Here is a 15,611-nt window from a genome sequence, read left to right on the forward strand (position 1 = left end):
CCCCTCCCTCATGGGAGCAGGGGTGGATCCATGACGGCGCTCGGGGTGGCCGTCGTGGGGGCTTTGGGCACCGCAGGGCGGGGGAGGATGGCTACGGCTTGCGGCTGCCGCTCAGGACCATCAGGTGGTACTTGCCGAACTCGCTCTGCCCCAGGGTGAACAGGACCTCGATCAGGAGGCGGTACGGCGTGGTCGCGTCGGCGACGATGATCGCCTCCGACGACGACGGATCGAGCCCTTTCGCGGCGCGAATGGCTTTGTCCGTCTCGCGCGCGTGGGACAGGGCGTTCGCCAGCGGCACGATGTAGAGATCGTTCGGCCCGCTGCGCTTGTACTTTGCGTCGACGCCCGACTGCGCGAGCTGCTCGCGGTTGGGCAGCATGACGATCGGGGTCGGATCCTCGCCGACCAGGATCTGCGACTTCGAGACGATGACGACCACACCCTCCTGGGAGGGCTCGGCCTGCATCACCGACTTCGGCAGGGTGAGATCCTTCGACTGCGGGATGGATGCCGCCGACGATCCAACGCTCTTCAGCAAGAAGACGAGGATGATCGTCATCAGGTCGAGCATCGCCGTGATGTTCAAGAAGTCGATCTCGGGCTCCCGCCGGTTCCTTCGGATCGCCTTCCGGAGGGCCGCTTTGTAGCGGACGACGCTCGCCCTCGGCCGCGGGGCAGGTCGCTGCTCGGCGCTCATCGGGCCACCCCGAAGTGGACCTCCGGGAACAGCACCTCCCCGTCGTCGCTCCTCAGCGCATCCATCACGTCGATGATCGTCTTGTAGTCGATGCCCGGGTTCGCCGTGATCGTCACCTGCGTCTCCTCTTTGAACTCGGAGCGGGCGTTCTTGAGGCGCTTCGCGCACGCCGTGAGGGCGGGATAGTCATAGCCATCGTTCACCTTCGGCACCGTGACCCCGCCGCCCACGTCCTGGCAGCCGGTCGCGATGTTGCCGCTCGACGTCTTCAGCGAGATCCCCTGGCTGGTGATGAACGCGGAGAGGTTCAACGCCTTGCTGGAGAGCTCGCTGCGCACCTTGCCCCCGCCGATGGAAGGCGGCGTCGTGTCGATTGACGACACGAATGTCACCGACACGCTGGCGAGCACGAAGATGAGGATGTTCGTGATGATGTCGAGGTACGGAACGACGTTGAGCTCGCCGGCCTCCTCCCCGGCTTCGGGCTCCTTGGGCTGCGATAGGCGCCGGATCTTCGATCGCTGCGCCGAGCTGAGCGGGACGTCTTGCGGGTCCGCCATGGGCTAGTAGCCAGGCTTGCTGCTGATCGTGAGCAGGTTGAACACGCGCTCCGTCGTCGACTCGAGATCGTGCTGGATGTTCTTGGAGCGGGTGTGGAGGAGCACGTGCGCGATCATGCACACCACCGCGATGGCGAGGCCGAACGCGGTGTTGTACATGGCCTCCGCGATGCCGTTCGAGAGCATCCGCTGCTTGTCGGCCTGCGAGAGGCCCTGGGCGGCGATGGAGGCGAACGTGTTGATCAGGCCGGAGACCGTCCCGATGAGGCCGATCAGCGTCGCGATGTTCGCGAGCGACCACAGGGCGCCGATGCGCTTCTCCACCGCCGGCTTCAGCTCGGACAGCTTCTCGCTGAGGGCGGCGTCGATCTCGTCGGCCCCCTTGTTCGCGTGGGTCAAGCCGGCCTTGACGAGCTGCAGGATCGGATAGTCGCTCGCGTCGCAGAGCTTGATGGCGCGGTCGATGTTACCGGCCGCCACCAGCTTCTTGACCTGCGCGAAGAACTCCTTGGAGTTCACGCGGTAGCGTCCGAGCTGGAACGCGGTTCGTTCGATGATGATGGTCACCACGACCGCGGAGACGACCAGGTTCGCGATCAGGAAGGTCGGATTGTGTTTGATGGCCTCCCACATCCCACCTTCGCCACCACCCTCGGCCGCCAACATCAGCAGATGACGCATCCTCGAAGTCCCTTTCTCAGCGTCGTCAGAAGCCCGACAATCTCCAGGCGCGGCGACTATAACTGCCGCCCGATCCCGTGCGCAAGCTCGGCGATGCTGCGGCGCTCCGAGCCTCGAGGCCGGGATCGCCGAAAATCCCCGCAAGAACCAGCGCATCTCACCGGGAGCTCATCCCTGCCACGCGGACGGGCGCCCGCGATGTCGAGGCGGGACAGGTGGGTCCGGAGACCCCTGAATCGCCCCGGCCGCCGGCGTCCGAGCGGGCTACCGTGCTCTGCCATCGCCGCGTCCCCCGGGCGGATGAGCCGCAGCGCTCGCTCTCGGGTGATGCGGCTCGCGCTGCCGCGGCGCGCGATCGGGCCGGCGGTGGTCATGCGGGCGCCGCGCCCCCTGAAATTCGCGGGATCTGCCGCCGGTCGACCCGCATCGCTCCCGGCCGATCATGACATAACCCCGCGATTGTTGTAAAGTTTTGCCCGTATCAGAGCGCTCACGTGTGGCCAAATCTCTCTTGACGGCGCCGGGTCTCAATCGCGAAGATGCGCGAGTCCCCCGGGCGCGTCGGCGTAGCTCGGCCACAAGGCGGCACGCTCTGCGGTGAACGGGGAGCCGCGCCCAGAGCCATGAACGGCCCCTGGCGCGACGACGCGAAGTCAGTCTTGGACGACAGGTGGGAGAGCTGGGACGGCGCCGGGCGCCGGCCCCAGAAGAGACGATCAGGACTCTTGCAGAGGTCAGCGCCGCTCGGTTAGCGTCCCGTGGGCATCTCGCCAGAGAGCGACAGCAGCACGCCGTCCACGGCCAGCGCCGCCAAGCAAAAATAGGCCTCTCATCCGTCTTTACGTGTGAGTGAAAGACTGCCGCCCCTCGGCAACACGAGTCTGACAAAGGGAACCGATCGAGTTGCGCGAAACCTCATCCCGGGGACGCGAGGCGAACTGGAGGACAGAAGCAATGCACGGAGCGTATGAAGCTTTCAAAGAGGGTGGGTGGGGTATGTGGCCCATCCTGTTCTGGTCGATCCTCACGATCGGCATCATCGTCGAACGCGCCCTCTACCTGTTCGGCTCGTCCATCAACAAGGACGTCTTTCTCGCCACCATGCAGAAGTGCATCCTGGCGGGTGACGTTGCCAAGGCCGTGAAGATGTGTTCGGCGGCGAACGCCCCGCTCGCCCGCATCGTCCAGGCTGGCCTCGTCAAGGTGAACCGTCCCGACGAGGAGGTCCAGGCGGCGATGGACGAGGCGGCTCTCCGCGAGCTGCCGAAGATCTCGGCGCGCACCTCGTACCTCGCGCTGCTCGCGAACCTCGCGATGCTCTCGGGCCTCCTCGGGACCGTGACGGGCCTCATCAAGTCGTTCGGCTCCGTCGCCGGCGAGTCGGTCGACCCCAGCCAGAAGGCCCGCGTGCTCGCGCTCGGGATCTCCGAGGCCATGAACTGCACCGCCTTCGGCCTCGGCGTGGCCATCATCGGCCTCATCGGCTTCGCCGTGCTGAACGGCAAGACGCAGCACATCGAGGACGACATCAACGAGGCGTCGGTGCAGATCCTCAACCTCGTCGTCGCGAACCGTCAGAAGGTGAATGTCGCAGCAGTAGGTCAGGCGGCTGCCTGATGGTCCTCGGCGGGCCCGGGTCGTCGAGCGCCCTTCGCGCGCGATGTCACCTGGGCCCGCTCTCGCGCCTCGAAGCCCCGGACGGCGGCTTCCGCCGCCGGGGCCCCGGGAACTTCGGAAGAGCGACGAAGTCAGACCCAGCATGGTGGCCCACCGCGAGCTGCGGGCAGGGCGTTCCCCGGAACAACTTGGATAGGTGAGCTCAGGCTCACGTTGGGAAGGCAATATGGGCGGCGTAGACGTCGGCGACGGTGGCGGCAAGAAGCGGTCGACGAACAGCGATATCAACATGATCCCGTTCATCGACCTGCTGATGGTCACGATTGCATTCCTGTTGATCACGGCGGTCTGGGTCACCAACTCGCGCATGAACGCGGACGCCCAGGTCCCTGGCCCTCCGGACCCGAACAAGGAGCTCACCCCGCAGACGCCGGAGAAGGTGCTGAACCTGCACATCGGCGAGAGCGAGTTCGGGCTCGTGTGGAAGCAGGGCGCGACGGTGGTCAACGAGGTCAAGGTCAACAAGTCGCCCGTCGAGATCGGCGAGGCGGGCTCGAAGATCGTCCGCTACCCCGAGCTGGCGAAGCGGATCGAGGAGGAGTGGAAGACCCACGGCGGCCACCGGGATCCGAGCGACAAGAAGCTCGACCAGGCCATCCTCCACACCGACAACCGGACGCCCTTCAAGGAGATCGTCGCGGTGCTCGACGCGCTCTACGCGCCCAAGCGCGAGATGCGGCTGCCCGATGGGAACAAGCAGGTCCCCGTGTTCAACATGACGTTCTCGGTCCGCTGAGGCAGGAGCGCGCACATGGATAGGTTCAATCCGAAGCACCACAAGAACCCCCACGCCCACGTGATCCACCAGCCGGGCCGCCGGCTGATGAAGGGCGTGCCGCTCCGGTTCGTGTGGAACAAGGTGTCCGGACACGGCGCTCGCAGCCCGAACGCGGGGCTCAACCTCGTGAGCTTCATCGACTTCCTCGTCGTGACCGTGATCTTCCTCCTGATGTCCTTCTCGGCGTCAGGCGAGATCGCCGTCGACAAGAACGTCAAGCTCCCGAAGGCGGAGAACGTCGAAGACGTCATCGACGCGCCGATGGTCGCTGTGAACGGCAACCAGATCCTCGTCGACGGCGCCCTCGCCGGGTCGACCCGCGCGATCGAGGAGCTCGGGCGGCTTCAGAAGATCGACGAGCTCTTCAACCTGCTCAAGAACAAGCGCGAGCTGTGGAAGCAGGTGCAGCCGAACAAGCCGTTCCCCGGCGTTTGCATCCTCCAGGTCGATCAGAACGTGCCCGCGCTGGTCGTGAAGAGCGTGTTCCAGACCGCGGCGTTCGCCGGTTACCCGAACGTCAGCTTCATGGTCAGCAAGCTCCCGAAGTCGCAGTGATCCCCGCTTCTTGACCTATCGAGCACAGAAGGATGGGGCACGCCGGGCGACCCCCGGCGGCCTCGGTCACCATGGAACGTGGTGGCTCCAGCGGCGCGCTCGGCGCGGCCTTCGCCTCTACGCGGCTCGCGTGGAGGAGGCTGCCTTGCTCGGGTGATCGGGCTGGGGCCTCCTGCGTGGAGCCTCTGCTATGTCCTCTGAACAGCCGCCCCGCGAGCGCGGCCTGCCGTCGGTCTACAAGGCGCGCGAGGCGCGCTCCAAGATGCGCTGGCCCCCGGCGAAGTTCTGGGGTTACACGGCCCTCGTCCTGGCGGTCTCGGCGATCCTCCACTGGAAGTGGTCGCAGGGGCAGATGGAGAGCGCGCGTCAGAAGCTGATGGCGCGCCAGCGCGCGGTCGCCGTCGAGCTCGGCCCGCGCTGGTTCCCCATGCGCGAGCGCGTGGAGGGCTGGACCCTCGATCTGGCGCGGAGCGCTGGCGCCGATCTCGTGGATCGGGAAGCGCTCAAGACGTGGAATTTCCGTGAGCTTGCGGGTATTTACCTGCGCCTCCGGGTAGACGAGGCCACGGGCGTCGACGCCGTCCGGAAGAACGCGCAGCAGTCGCTCCGCGACGCGTTCACCGCGTGTCTCTTGCGTGTGCCGAACCCGAACCCGCTGGCCGGCGCGGAGTGCAAGCGCACGCGGGACTGCCCCGCGGGCGAGTACTGCAACGAGGCCGAGCGCTGCTCCAGGCCCGCGCAGCCCTTCAACCTGCGCGTCGCCTACCGGACGATGCAGGTCCTCTCGGACGAGTGGGTGCGTGACGCACAGGACGCCTCGAGCGAGCTCCGCCTGCGGCTGCTGGAATCCAGCTTCGAGGACACGATCCGAGACGATGTTCCGCTCGCGGCGGAGCTCCTCACGCGGGCGCAGTATTACCTCCTCGTCCTCGACGAGCCGGCCGAGGGAGCGGCGAGCACCGAGGCGTTGCTCGGCGTGCCGCACATGGCGCGGGTCGGGGTGTGGCGGCTGTCGGACGGCAAGGCCATCCTGCGGGTGCGCCGCGAAGCGAGCGGCAATCTCATCGGCGGGACGCCCTCGATCGAGGGGAGCGTGCTCGATGCGCGGCAGCGGCAGGCGAACAGCTGCGCGCTCGCGCTCGCGGTGCGCGAAGCGATGGGCGACACCACGGCCGCTGTCGCCGAGCCGCAGTGAGGGCGCGGCGCCCCGGGGCGCGCGCCGCTCATCGCGCCTGCGCGCGCCGGCTCGCACCGTAGTCCGCGCGGCGCGCGTGAGTTCACGTGGCTGTGCGTTGCCGCGTGAACTCACGCGCGCCGCCGCGCCTCAGCGCGTGTTGCCGCGTGAGCTCACGCGTGCGCGCCTCTGGGGAAGTCTCGCGCAACGATGTGCAGGTCCGTGAGGTTGTGACCTGTCGGCCCGGTCTCGACACGCGTGCCGAGCGCGCGGTGAACGACGGCGTCGTCGAAGCGCGCGAGCGCCGCGTCGATCGCGCGGTCGTCCATCGCGGCTGCTGCCGCGCGGGCGACGGCCGCGCCCGCGGCGCCGGAGCTGCCGTCGACGCCGTCGGAGGCCGCGCAGAGGAGCGCGACGTCGGGCGGCAAGCCGCGCAGGGCGGCGAGCGCGATCCATCCTGCGCGGCCGCCGGCGCCGCGGTGGGCCGGCAGCGCCAGCGTCGGCTCGCAGGGGATCACGGCCGCTTCGCCGGGAGCGAGGGTGCGCGCAAGCGCGAGGCGGCGCTCCACGATCGCGCGCGCATCGCCGTCCTCGGCGGGGGCGGCGGCGGCGCGGAGCCCTGTCCTGTCGGCGAGGGCCGCCGCCACACGCTCGGCGAGCTTGTCCGGATCGGCGAGCACGCGCGCTTCCAGGAGGCGCGCGTCCGCTGGCTTCAGCGACTCGCTGAGCGCGGGCGTGAGCCACGCGAACCGGGGAGCCCAGCGCTCGAGGGCGGCGAGCGCCTCCTCCACGCGCGTCGGGTCCGGGACGGTGGGGCCCGAGCCGACGTCGTGCGGGAGTCCACCCACGACGTCGCTCATGAGCAGCGTCAGCACGCGCGCCGGGGCCGCCGCCGCCGCGAGCCGCCCACCCTTGATCCGCGACAGGTGGCGGCGAACGAGGTTGACGTCCTGGATCGGCGCGCCTGCTTCCAGGAGCTCTGCGACGACGGCCTGCTTGTCCGCGAGGGACACGCCCGGAGGCGGCGCGGCGATCAGCGCCGACGCGCCGCCGGACAGGAGGGCGATCAGGAGATCCTCGGGCCCGAGCGCGGCCGCGATGGCGAGGGCCGCTTCGGCCGCGTCGACGCTGCGCGCGTCGGGGATGGGGTGCGCCGCGCGCATCACGCGCAGCGGGCGCAGCGCGGCCTCCTCGGGGTCGGTCGGCGGTGTCGTCTCATCGCGCGCGGCGAGCGCCGGGGCCGCGACGGTGATGACGAGCCCTCCGGCGATCCTGTCACCCCAGCGGCGGAGCGCCCCCCGGGCCATCCCGGGCGCCGCCTTCCCCGCCGCGATCACGAACACGCGGCCACGGTGCGCTCCGGCCTCGGCGTCGAGCGCGCGCTCGACGAGCCCTGCTGGGTCGAGCTCCGTCAGCCCGGCGCGGAACGCGGCCACCAGCGCCGCGCGCAGCTCGCCGAGGGCAGCGCTCAACGGGTCCTCGCGCCGACCACGCCGCGCTGCACCGCCGCCCGGGCGGGGGCACGATCGCCTGCGTCGACGAGGTGCGCGCGGAGCACGTGGTGCCAGCCCAGCGTGACCGACACCATCGCCCGCTGCGCGTCGCGCGGGCCCTCGTCGCCCGAGAGCTCCGGCCCGCGGAAGCGGAGCGCACCCCGCACGCCGAGGAACGGGCCCGTGGCGTCTCCCAGGAGCGGCACGTCGAGCGACAGCGAGAGCTCGAGCCCGGGCTCCGCGGCGAGCCCTGCTCCCGGCGGCGCTTCCCAGAACGAGCCCACGCCGAGCGCGACGGAATCGATGAAGAGGTCGAGCCAGGGCGCGCTGCGCTCGAGATCGCTCGCATAGCGGGCGAGGAAGAGCGGCTGGATGAAGACGCCGCCCGCGATCGAGCGCGCGACGGGAGCCCCGTCTGCGCCGAGCGCGTCGGTGTAGTGCGCGTACAGGCCGGCGGTCGAGAGGTACACCGCGGCGCCGCGCGCGCAGAGCGCCGGACCGCCGTCCGCGAACGAGGCGCCAGCGCCCGCGCGCAGATCGAGGTCTCCGTCCAGCCGGCCGTACGCCCCGTCGCCCTCGGCGTGCGCCGTGGACGCCCCCGCGAGCGCCGCGAGCGCTGCAACACCGGCGACCGCTCTGGCGATGGCGCGGCGCGCGCGCGCGGGCTCGGACGATCCCCGGGCTGCCTTGTTCCTGGTGGTCATCAGCGTATCAGCGCCTCCCGCACCGTATCCCGCAGCTCGGGCGCGAAGAGGATCCGGGTGCGTGTCATCGTCTCGTTGCGCAGCCGATCCAGCAAGAAGGACACCTCGGCGGGGCGCCGCGGGCGCCCTTTGGAGTAGACGACCATGAGCGACTCGTCCTCGGCGTAGGGCGTGTCCTCGGCGACGTCGACGCCGACGTACACGTCCGGGTCGAGCCCGCCGCTCTGCGCGATCTCGCGCACGGTCTCCAGCGCCGCCGCGCGCCGCGCGTCGCGCTCGGCCGGCGACTCGCCGGGCTCCGGGAACAGCTCGACCGACTTGAAGAGCGAGCGCACGCGCAGGCGGCGGGCGAGATCGGACAGCACGGGATCGGGCGCCGCTTCCCAGGCATGGATGGCCCCGAGCAGGACCTGATCGTCGAGCTCGAGGTACTGCTCCAGGGTGGGCATCTCGCCGACGGCCATCGCGGCGACGGCGGCGGGGACCTCGGGGATCCGGTCCCCGGCGGTGAGGCGGTTGACGACGCGCCGGAGGATGGCGCCGATCATCCACTCCGCGCTGCGCGTCGTCTTGTGGAAATAGACCTGTTGAAACATGAAGAAGCGGGCGAGCAGGAACGACTCTATCGCGCTCATCCCCTTCGTCCCGTCGATGGCGAGCGCGGGCGCTGGTGGGGCGGACGCGGCGCCGCCGCCGGGCATCTCCACCTGGACGTCGCTGAACCTGAGGCTGCGGAGCAGCCACGGCAGGTCGTACTCGCCGTACCTGACGCCCGTCGCGTGCGCGTCGCGGAGCAGGTAGTCGCAGCGATCGACGTCAAAGGTCCCGCTCACCGCCTTGGCGAGGTACGGCAGCTCGTGCCGTCCGCCGATGAGGTCGGCGACCCGCTGCGGGAGGTAGGGATCCTGGCGCACGAGCACCTGGTGCACGTCCGAGGACGGGTCGAGCAGGATGCGCTCGGTCCAGCGCTCGTGGTGGAGCGCTCCCGGCATGGCCTCCTCGAAGAGATGCGACAGCGGGCCGTGGCCGAGATCGTGCAGGAACGCTGCGGCGATCGCGTCGCGCGCGCGGTCGCTGGTCACTCTCTGCCAGAACGGAAGGTCGCGATCGATCTGACGGAGCCTCGCGATCAGGCGGCGCATCACGTGAGCGGCCCCGAGCGCGTGCGAGAAGCGGGTGTGCTCGGCGCCTGGGAAGGCGAGCGACGTCAGCCCGAGCTGACGGATGCGCCGCAGCCGCTGCACCTCGCGAGCGCCGAGCAGGCGCGGAACGATGGCCGCTTCGGCGCTCTCGAACTCGATCAAGCCGTGGACCGGGTCGCGCAGAATCAAGATGGGTCTCCACTCGACGCCATGGGCGCAAACGGCGCCGGGTCACTCAGGAGTCGCCTGATGGCGTCGATCCGCGGGCGTGTGCGCGGGGGAGAGGGCTCATCGCTTCGGGCGTGCGGTGTGGAGCACAGCATGGTGCGCCTCGAACAGGGGCGGGAAATCAAGGAGGTGTGCGACGTTCCCACGTGGGCCCGCGGGAAGGCAAGCGCGGCTCGTCGCCGAGCCTTCTTCGTGAGCGGTCCAGCGAGCCGGTCAGCTCTCCCTGACGAGGACGATAGGTGCGCCGCATCGGGACGCCGCGAGCGTGGCGCGCGACGGAATTCATGCGATGGGGCCAGCCACGCCGAGGCGGAATCGCGCGGCGGACGTCGAGCGGCCGACGTCGCGGACGTCGCCGACGTCGAGCGAGCGGCAAACCGTGTCGAGCGCCGCGTGAGGCGAACGCGTGCGCGGCGCATCACGGCACCGCGAGCGTGGTCCCGCGGCCGCATGCGATTGCGTACGAGCGCGTGTGATTGCGTACGGTTGCGTGCGGTTTCGTGCGGTCGCGGTACACGGGACGAGCGCTCGAGATACGGGCTGAGATGCCTGAGGTGAATCGGGCGAACAGAGGGTGACCATGCGAGGAACGCGCGAGGAACGCGCGAGGACGACGCGAACCACAGCGGGGTGAACCGACGAACAACAGACGTGAACCGACGTGAACCGGCGAAGAACCGACGTGAACCGACGAAAAGAAGCCGCCGCGAGGCCAGCGAGCGAAATTGCGATCGGAGAAAATTGTGATCGACGGAGGAAAGTGCTCGATTTCTTGAAGCTGGACGAGCATCCTGGTGTACGGTAGGAGGCTGACTATTCCGCTGGTTAACGTGGGTCATCGGATATCCGGGAGATCAAGTCGAGCGCATGACCACAACCAACGGACGACAGTCGGGGCGGGAGCATCCTGCAGATGAGGAGCAAGGTCGGGTGACACGCGAATCGGGAGGCATGGCGAGCAGTGATGAGGCTGAGCTCGACGAGTCGCCGAGGCGGCTCGACGCCATCCTCCGCGCCCTCCCAGAGTCGGAGCTCAAGGGCCTCATCACACGCATGGGGATCCGCATCGACGCCGCGAAGCGCATCGACGCGCCCTCTCAGGCGGCGCGGGCGCTGGTCGGCCTCCCCGACGTGCGCGACCCGTCGCGGCTCCCGACCGCCAGCCGCGAGCTGCTCCATCGCATCGCCGAGGCGGGCGGCGTGCTCGTCGTCCCGTCGCTCCCGGCCGGGCTCGAGCCGCTCATCGCCCGTGGCGTGGTCTACGCGCGCAAGACCGACGAGGGCATCGAGCTCGTGCTCCCGGCCGCGTTCCTCGTCCAGCTGAAGAGCTGGGAGAGCGAGGATCCCCGGGCGATCCGGGCGCTGCTCGCGCAGGCGCCGTTCGAGACGATGAGCGCGATCGCGACGCACTACCTCGGCCGCCCGGCCACGCCGCCCATCGCGCTGTCCCTCGAGAACGCGTGGGAGACGCTGAGCGCTCCGGACCGGCTCCGCGAGGAGATCGATCGCCTCGCGCCCGTCGAGCGCCGCCTGCTCGAGTCCATCGAGGCCGTCGGCGGCGAGGTGGACACGCAGGAGCTGCTCGATCTGGAGCGGGAGCCGATGCGCCTGCGCAGCGCGAGCGGGGTGACCGCGAGCCGCCGCGGCGCGGGCTTCGCGCTCGAGCGCCGCGCCTTCCTCATCCCGATCCATCCGAACCGGCACGTCGTGCCGACCGAGGTGGCGGCGATCGTCGGCGCGGATCGCCGCCGGATGCGCGAGAAGCGGCGCGAGCAGATCCGGTCGTTCGTCCTGGAGGAGGATCACGCCCCGCGGCGCGCCCGCTTCGCCTCGGATCCCGGGATGCTCGCGCTGGCGCTCGCGTACTGCGTGCGCGAGCCCGGCAGCGACGTGCGCCCCGGCGTCGGGACGCCGCGGTCGCTGCTCGTCCGGCTCGCGCAGCGCTTCGGGCGGGACGTCGAGGGCGTCGCGCTCGTCGCCGCGCTGTCGCGCGCCGTCGGGCTCTGGGACGCTTCGGCGGCGTCGCCCGCGACGCCGCCCGGCTCGCTCCAGGTGCAGGAGCTGACGCCGCTCCTGTTCACGACGTGGCGCCGCGGCGGCGCGTGGGATGAGGCGCGCGCCGAGCGGGAGGTGCTCCGGGTCGCGTCGGACAACCGCGACGCGAGCCCCATCGGCGCGCTCCGCGAGATGGTGCTCGACGCGCTCCACGACCTCGGCGAGGGCCGCTGGGTCCCCTGGCAGTCGCTGCAAGGCTACCTGGCGGCGGACGAGCGCATCGCGGGGGTCGAGCGGCTGGTCCGTCGCTGGGCCGAGCGCGCCTCGGTCGAGGCGCCGGAGGTCCCCGACATCACGCGGCGGATCGCGCTGGAGTCGCTGCCGGCGCTCGGGATCATCGATCTCGGCGGGGCCGAGGACGTGGCGAGCGCGGAGCTGGCTCTCCGGCTGACGCCGCGCGGGCGGGCGCTCCTCGCGGGCTCCGCGCCGAGCTCGGACAACAGCAAGAGCAAGTTCGTCGAGGCGCACGCGCTGCGCGTGGGCCCGAGCGCCAGGGTCGCCGCCGTGCTCGGGCTCTCGTCGTTCGCCGAGATCGGCCGCGTCGGCGATCAGGTCGATCTCCTGCTCACGCCGCCGTCGATCGCGCGCGCGCTGTCGGTGGGCCTCGACAGCGACGCGCTGCGCTCTCGCATCGAGGCGGTCGCGCCGCTGCCGGACACCATCTCGCGCATGCTCATCCAGGCGAGCGTCGTCATCGGCAAGGCGAGCTTCGTCGGCGCCTCCGGCTTCCTATGGATCGAGGATCCCGAGATCCGCGAGCTGCTCCGCACGCGGAGGCCGGCGGCCGAGATGTTCGTCGATCCGTCGCCCCCCTCGGGGTTGCTGATCGAGGCGGGTGTCGATCTGGAGCGGCTCATCCGGCGCTGTCGCGCGCTCGGCGTCGAGATCGAGGCCGATCTCGGCAACCTCAAGGCGACGCGGCAAACCCCGGCGCACGGCACCGAGGGACCGCACCGGACCTCCTCGACGGCGAACATGCGCCGCTCCCGGACGCCGCCAGCGCGCACCCGTTGAGCTCGCTGTCAACTGGCATTGCGGGGCCACGAGCGCAGGCCGACCGCTGAGCCGAACCTGAAGGAACCGCCGGGCGGTCGTCGGCGCTCACCGACGGACCGCGGGGGCGCTTCGTCCGCGGTGTGGCGGTGCGTGAGGAGCGCAGGCTGGCCCTGGGTTGCGCTTGCTTCCGCCTGTTCCACGCGCGCGTCCCACCTGGGGGTCGTTTTTTCGCAGCTCTTTGCATTCCTGCGGCGTGAGGGGAATCGCTTCGGAGAAGCGCGACGTGTATACCTTAGCTCGATGGCGCCCTCCTCTGGTGAGCCGGACTCGACCGAAGGAGAAGTCTCGGTCGGCCCGGAGACGGCTGCGTTTCCGCTCGGCCCGGGGGAACCGAAGGCTGACAACGTCTACACGATCGCGCCTGGCACCGTCATTGCGCGCAAGTACCGCGTCGAGCGCACGATCGGCCGTGGAGGCATGGGGCTCGTGGTCGAGGCGCTGCACCTCGATCTCGATACGCGTGTCGCCATCAAGTTCCTGCTCCCGGAGTTCATGTCGTACACCGAGGCGTCGGAGCGGTTCATGCGCGAGGCGCGCACGGTCGCCAAGCTGCAGACGCCCCACGTCGTGCGCGTGCTCGACGTGGCCGCCCTCGAGAGCGGCGAGCCGTACATGGTGATGGAGCTGCTCGACGGCGTGGACCTCGCGGGCCACGCCGCCGAGTCGGGCACGCTCGCGATCGGCGAGTGCATCGATCACATCGTCCAGGCGTGCGAGGCGCTCGCGGAGGCGCACGCGCTCGGCATCGTCCACCGCGATCTGAAGCCGGCGAACCTGTTCCTGACGAAGCGCCCGGACGGCGCCCCGCACATCAAGGTGCTCGACTTCGGCGTCTCGAAGATCCTCACCGGCGACACGGGCAACGTCTCGCTCACGCAGACGACCACGATCCTCGGGTCCGCGCTGTACATGTCCCCCGAGCAGATGCGCTCCTCGAAGAGCGTCGATCCTCGAACCGACATCTACGCGCTCGGCGTGTGCCTCTTCGAGATCATCGGCGGCAGGCCGCCGTACGTCGCCGATAGCTTCCCCGAGCTGTGCGCGAAGATCTACACGTCGCCGCCCGAGGCGCTCCAGGACCTCCGCCCCGAGGTGCCGGAGGGCCTCGTCGAGGTGATCGAGAAGTCGATCGCGCGCGAGCCGGAGGATCGCTTCCAGTCGATCGCGGAGTTCGTTCAGGCGCTCGCGCCCTACGCCGCGCCGGGCACGCGCACGACCATCGGCGGGATCCTCCGCCAGCACGCCGTGGAGCTCGACCTGCCTCCGCCGGCGTCGCGGGCGGCCATGACGCGGACGTCGCGCGCGTCGCGCACGAGCAGCGGCGGGCCGTCGGTGAGCGACAGGGGCGCGCGCACGGGCAGCTCTACGCCCCCGGTGGAGGACGAGGTCCCGCGCCGCGGGCGCACGATGCTCTACGTGGCGGTCGGGGCTGTCGCCGTCCTCGTGGGCGCGTGGGGCGCGCTCCAGTTCCAGCGCAGCCGCTTCGCTGTGGGAGGGAGCGAGGCGACCGCTCCGGCGGAAGCGCCTTCGTCTGCCGACACGGCGGCTCCCGGCGCGCCGACGGCGACGGCGCCTCAGGCGCCGGACACGGCCGCGGCAAGCCCGACGGTCGCTGTCCCCGCGGGCGCCGCGGCGACCGCTGACGCAGGCGCGAGCGAGGCGGACGCAGGCCCATCGGATGCGGGCGTCAGCCCGACCGGGACAGCGGCGGATGCGGGGAGCGAGCCGTCCGCAGCGGGTACGGCGGCGCCGAGCGCCAGCGCGGGCAAGCCGCCGCGCGCCGGCGCCGGAGGGCGAGGGCGCACGCGCCCAGCGGAAGCCGGGGGGGCTGCCGTGGACGAGCCTGCGACGCCGCGCACCGTCACGCCGACCGTGAACGACGATCTCTCGCTGGAGACATGCACCGCCACGATGCCGGACGGCTCCAAGAAGGTCGTCCCCTGCAAGTGACGCGCGCCGCGGCGCCCGTTCGCGGAGGGGGCTCGCCGGTCACCCCGGGATCGCGGCCGGATCGCTCAGGATCGCGCCGGTGAAGCTGGGGCGCAGGTAGAAGCCGCGCGGCAGCGCGGCGATCATCTCCCCGTCGCGTCCGAACGCGAGCGTCCGCGAGCGCCCGCTCGCGGCCTTTGGCCGCACCTGGAGCCAGCGCCCCGCGTGCGCGGTGAGCGCCTCGACGGCGCCGATGCCGATGAGCCCCATCAGGTCTTCGAAATCGGCGCGCAGGACGCGCTCCTGCGCGTCCGTCGGCCGCCAGAGCCGCGGGGCGCCCAGCCGTCGCTCCTCGCTCGGCCGGCCAGGAGAGGCGATGATCGGGACCCACAGCACACAGGCGAGCTTCGCGCGAGCGCGCGACGTCTCCCACTCCGCACGATCGGCGTCCGAGAGGGAGATCGAGCAGACGAACGTCGACTCCTGCGGCGCCCCGGCCACGTCGACGGGGATCGTCTTGAGCTCGATCCCGAGGTGGGGAAAATCGGGCCTCGATGTCGAGCCGGCCGTCGCGCCGAGCGCGCGCTCGACGAGCGCGCCGGCGGCGCCCTTCGTGCGCACGCCGCCTCGGGGCACGGCGCAACCGAGCGCGCGCGCGAGATCGGCGAGCGTCAGGCCGGCGAGCGCGGCCGCCCGGCCCCGGAGCTCGGCTTCGTCGCGCGGCGGTTTCAGCGCAGGGATCAACGACGCCGCCCTTAGAGCATCGCGGGGCGCGACTCCAGCGCTCAGCCGCGATCGAGAAAGGTTGGCCGCCGGGGTGCGCCGGTACGTCGATGGGGATCGAGCAGCGCTGACCCGGGGGCCATGGCGGCCTGATAC

13 protein-coding genes are annotated in these 15,611 nt (G+C 70.7%); 6 read left to right on the forward strand and 7 right to left on the reverse strand.

The window, feature by feature from the left end; genetic code table 11:
* Nucleotides 1–91: 91 nt before the first annotated feature.
* The 3 genes from WMF29_RS16555 to WMF29_RS16565 are packed head-to-tail and all read right to left on the reverse strand — an operon-like array spanning nucleotide 92 to nucleotide 1,941.
* Nucleotides 92–700, reverse strand: coding sequence for an ExbD/TolR family protein (locus WMF29_RS16555; RefSeq protein ID WP_272098210.1), 609 nt, complete (start codon nucleotides 698–700; stop codon nucleotides 92–94).
* A complete protein-coding gene (locus WMF29_RS16560) occupies nucleotides 697–1,260 on the reverse strand; it encodes an ExbD/TolR family protein (protein WP_272098211.1) in 564 nt (187 codons plus the stop codon). The genes WMF29_RS16555 and WMF29_RS16560 overlap by 4 nt, the downstream gene beginning before the upstream one ends.
* 3 nt (nucleotides 1,261–1,263) lie before the next feature.
* Entirely contained in the window at nucleotides 1,264–1,941 is a 678-nt protein-coding gene (locus WMF29_RS16565) for a MotA/TolQ/ExbB proton channel family protein (RefSeq protein WP_012235624.1), read from the reverse strand.
* Between the two features lie 996 nt (nucleotides 1,942–2,937).
* Here WMF29_RS16565 and WMF29_RS16570 point away from each other — a divergent pair.
* From WMF29_RS16570 to WMF29_RS16585, 4 genes are all read left to right on the forward strand, one after another.
* Nucleotides 2,938–3,558 carry a MotA/TolQ/ExbB proton channel family protein gene (locus WMF29_RS16570; RefSeq protein ID WP_231864858.1) on the forward strand — a complete coding sequence of 207 codons (621 nt, stop codon included), beginning with the start codon at nucleotides 2,938–2,940 and terminating at the stop codon, nucleotides 3,556–3,558.
* Nucleotides 3,559–3,784: 226 nt separating this feature from the next.
* Nucleotides 3,785–4,354 (forward strand): ExbD/TolR family protein, encoded by a 570-nt coding sequence (locus tag WMF29_RS16575; RefSeq protein ID WP_272098213.1) that lies wholly within the window; start codon nucleotides 3,785–3,787, stop codon nucleotides 4,352–4,354.
* A gap of 15 nt (nucleotides 4,355–4,369) precedes the next feature.
* Nucleotides 4,370–4,951 carry an ExbD/TolR family protein gene (locus tag WMF29_RS16580; RefSeq protein WP_020735583.1) on the forward strand — a complete coding sequence of 194 codons (582 nt, stop codon included), beginning with the start codon at nucleotides 4,370–4,372 and terminating at the stop codon, nucleotides 4,949–4,951.
* A gap of 190 nt (nucleotides 4,952–5,141) precedes the next feature.
* The gene (locus WMF29_RS16585; RefSeq protein WP_437329752.1) at nucleotides 5,142–6,146 is read left to right on the forward strand and encodes a hypothetical protein; all 1,005 of its coding nucleotides are present in this window, start codon (nucleotides 5,142–5,144) and stop codon (nucleotides 6,144–6,146) included.
* Nucleotides 6,147–6,298: 152 nt separating this feature from the next.
* Here WMF29_RS16585 and WMF29_RS16590 read toward each other — a convergent pair whose 3' ends face one another.
* The 3 genes from WMF29_RS16590 to WMF29_RS16600 are packed head-to-tail and all read right to left on the reverse strand — an operon-like array spanning nucleotide 6,299 to nucleotide 9,653.
* Nucleotides 6,299–7,597 carry a DUF4147 domain-containing protein gene (locus tag WMF29_RS16590; RefSeq protein WP_437329753.1) on the reverse strand — a complete coding sequence of 433 codons (1,299 nt, stop codon included), beginning with the start codon at nucleotides 7,595–7,597 and terminating at the stop codon, nucleotides 6,299–6,301.
* Entirely contained in the window at nucleotides 7,594–8,322 is a 729-nt protein-coding gene (locus WMF29_RS16595) for a hypothetical protein (RefSeq protein ID WP_437329754.1), read from the reverse strand. Before WMF29_RS16595 ends, WMF29_RS16590 begins: the two co-directional genes overlap by 4 nt.
* Complete coding sequence (locus tag WMF29_RS16600; protein WP_437329755.1) at nucleotides 8,322–9,653, reverse strand: HD domain-containing protein; 1,332 nt, start codon at nucleotides 9,651–9,653, stop codon at nucleotides 8,322–8,324. Before WMF29_RS16600 ends, WMF29_RS16595 begins: the two co-directional genes overlap by 1 nt.
* Nucleotides 9,654–10,643: 990 nt before the next feature.
* Here WMF29_RS16600 and WMF29_RS16605 point away from each other — a divergent pair.
* Both WMF29_RS16605 and WMF29_RS16610 read left to right on the forward strand, forming a co-directional pair.
* Nucleotides 10,644–12,761, forward strand: a complete 2,118-nt coding sequence (locus WMF29_RS16605; protein ID WP_437329756.1) for a hypothetical protein — start codon at nucleotides 10,644–10,646, stop codon at nucleotides 12,759–12,761.
* A 282-nt stretch (nucleotides 12,762–13,043) separates the two neighbouring features.
* Nucleotides 13,044–14,753, forward strand: a complete 1,710-nt coding sequence (locus WMF29_RS16610) for a serine/threonine protein kinase (protein WP_437329757.1) — start codon at nucleotides 13,044–13,046, stop codon at nucleotides 14,751–14,753.
* Between the two features lie 39 nt (nucleotides 14,754–14,792).
* On the opposite strand, the gene mutH is transcribed toward WMF29_RS16610, so the two are convergent.
* The gene (mutH, locus tag WMF29_RS16615) at nucleotides 14,793–15,476 is read right to left on the reverse strand and encodes a DNA mismatch repair endonuclease MutH (RefSeq protein ID WP_437329758.1); all 684 of its coding nucleotides are present in this window, start codon (nucleotides 15,474–15,476) and stop codon (nucleotides 14,793–14,795) included.
* Nucleotides 15,477–15,611 lie beyond the last annotated feature (135 nt).

Source organism: Sorangium sp. So ce381, from assembly GCF_051473845.1.
GTDB classification, from domain to species: domain Bacteria; phylum Myxococcota_A; class Polyangia; order Polyangiales; family Polyangiaceae; genus Sorangium; species Sorangium atrum.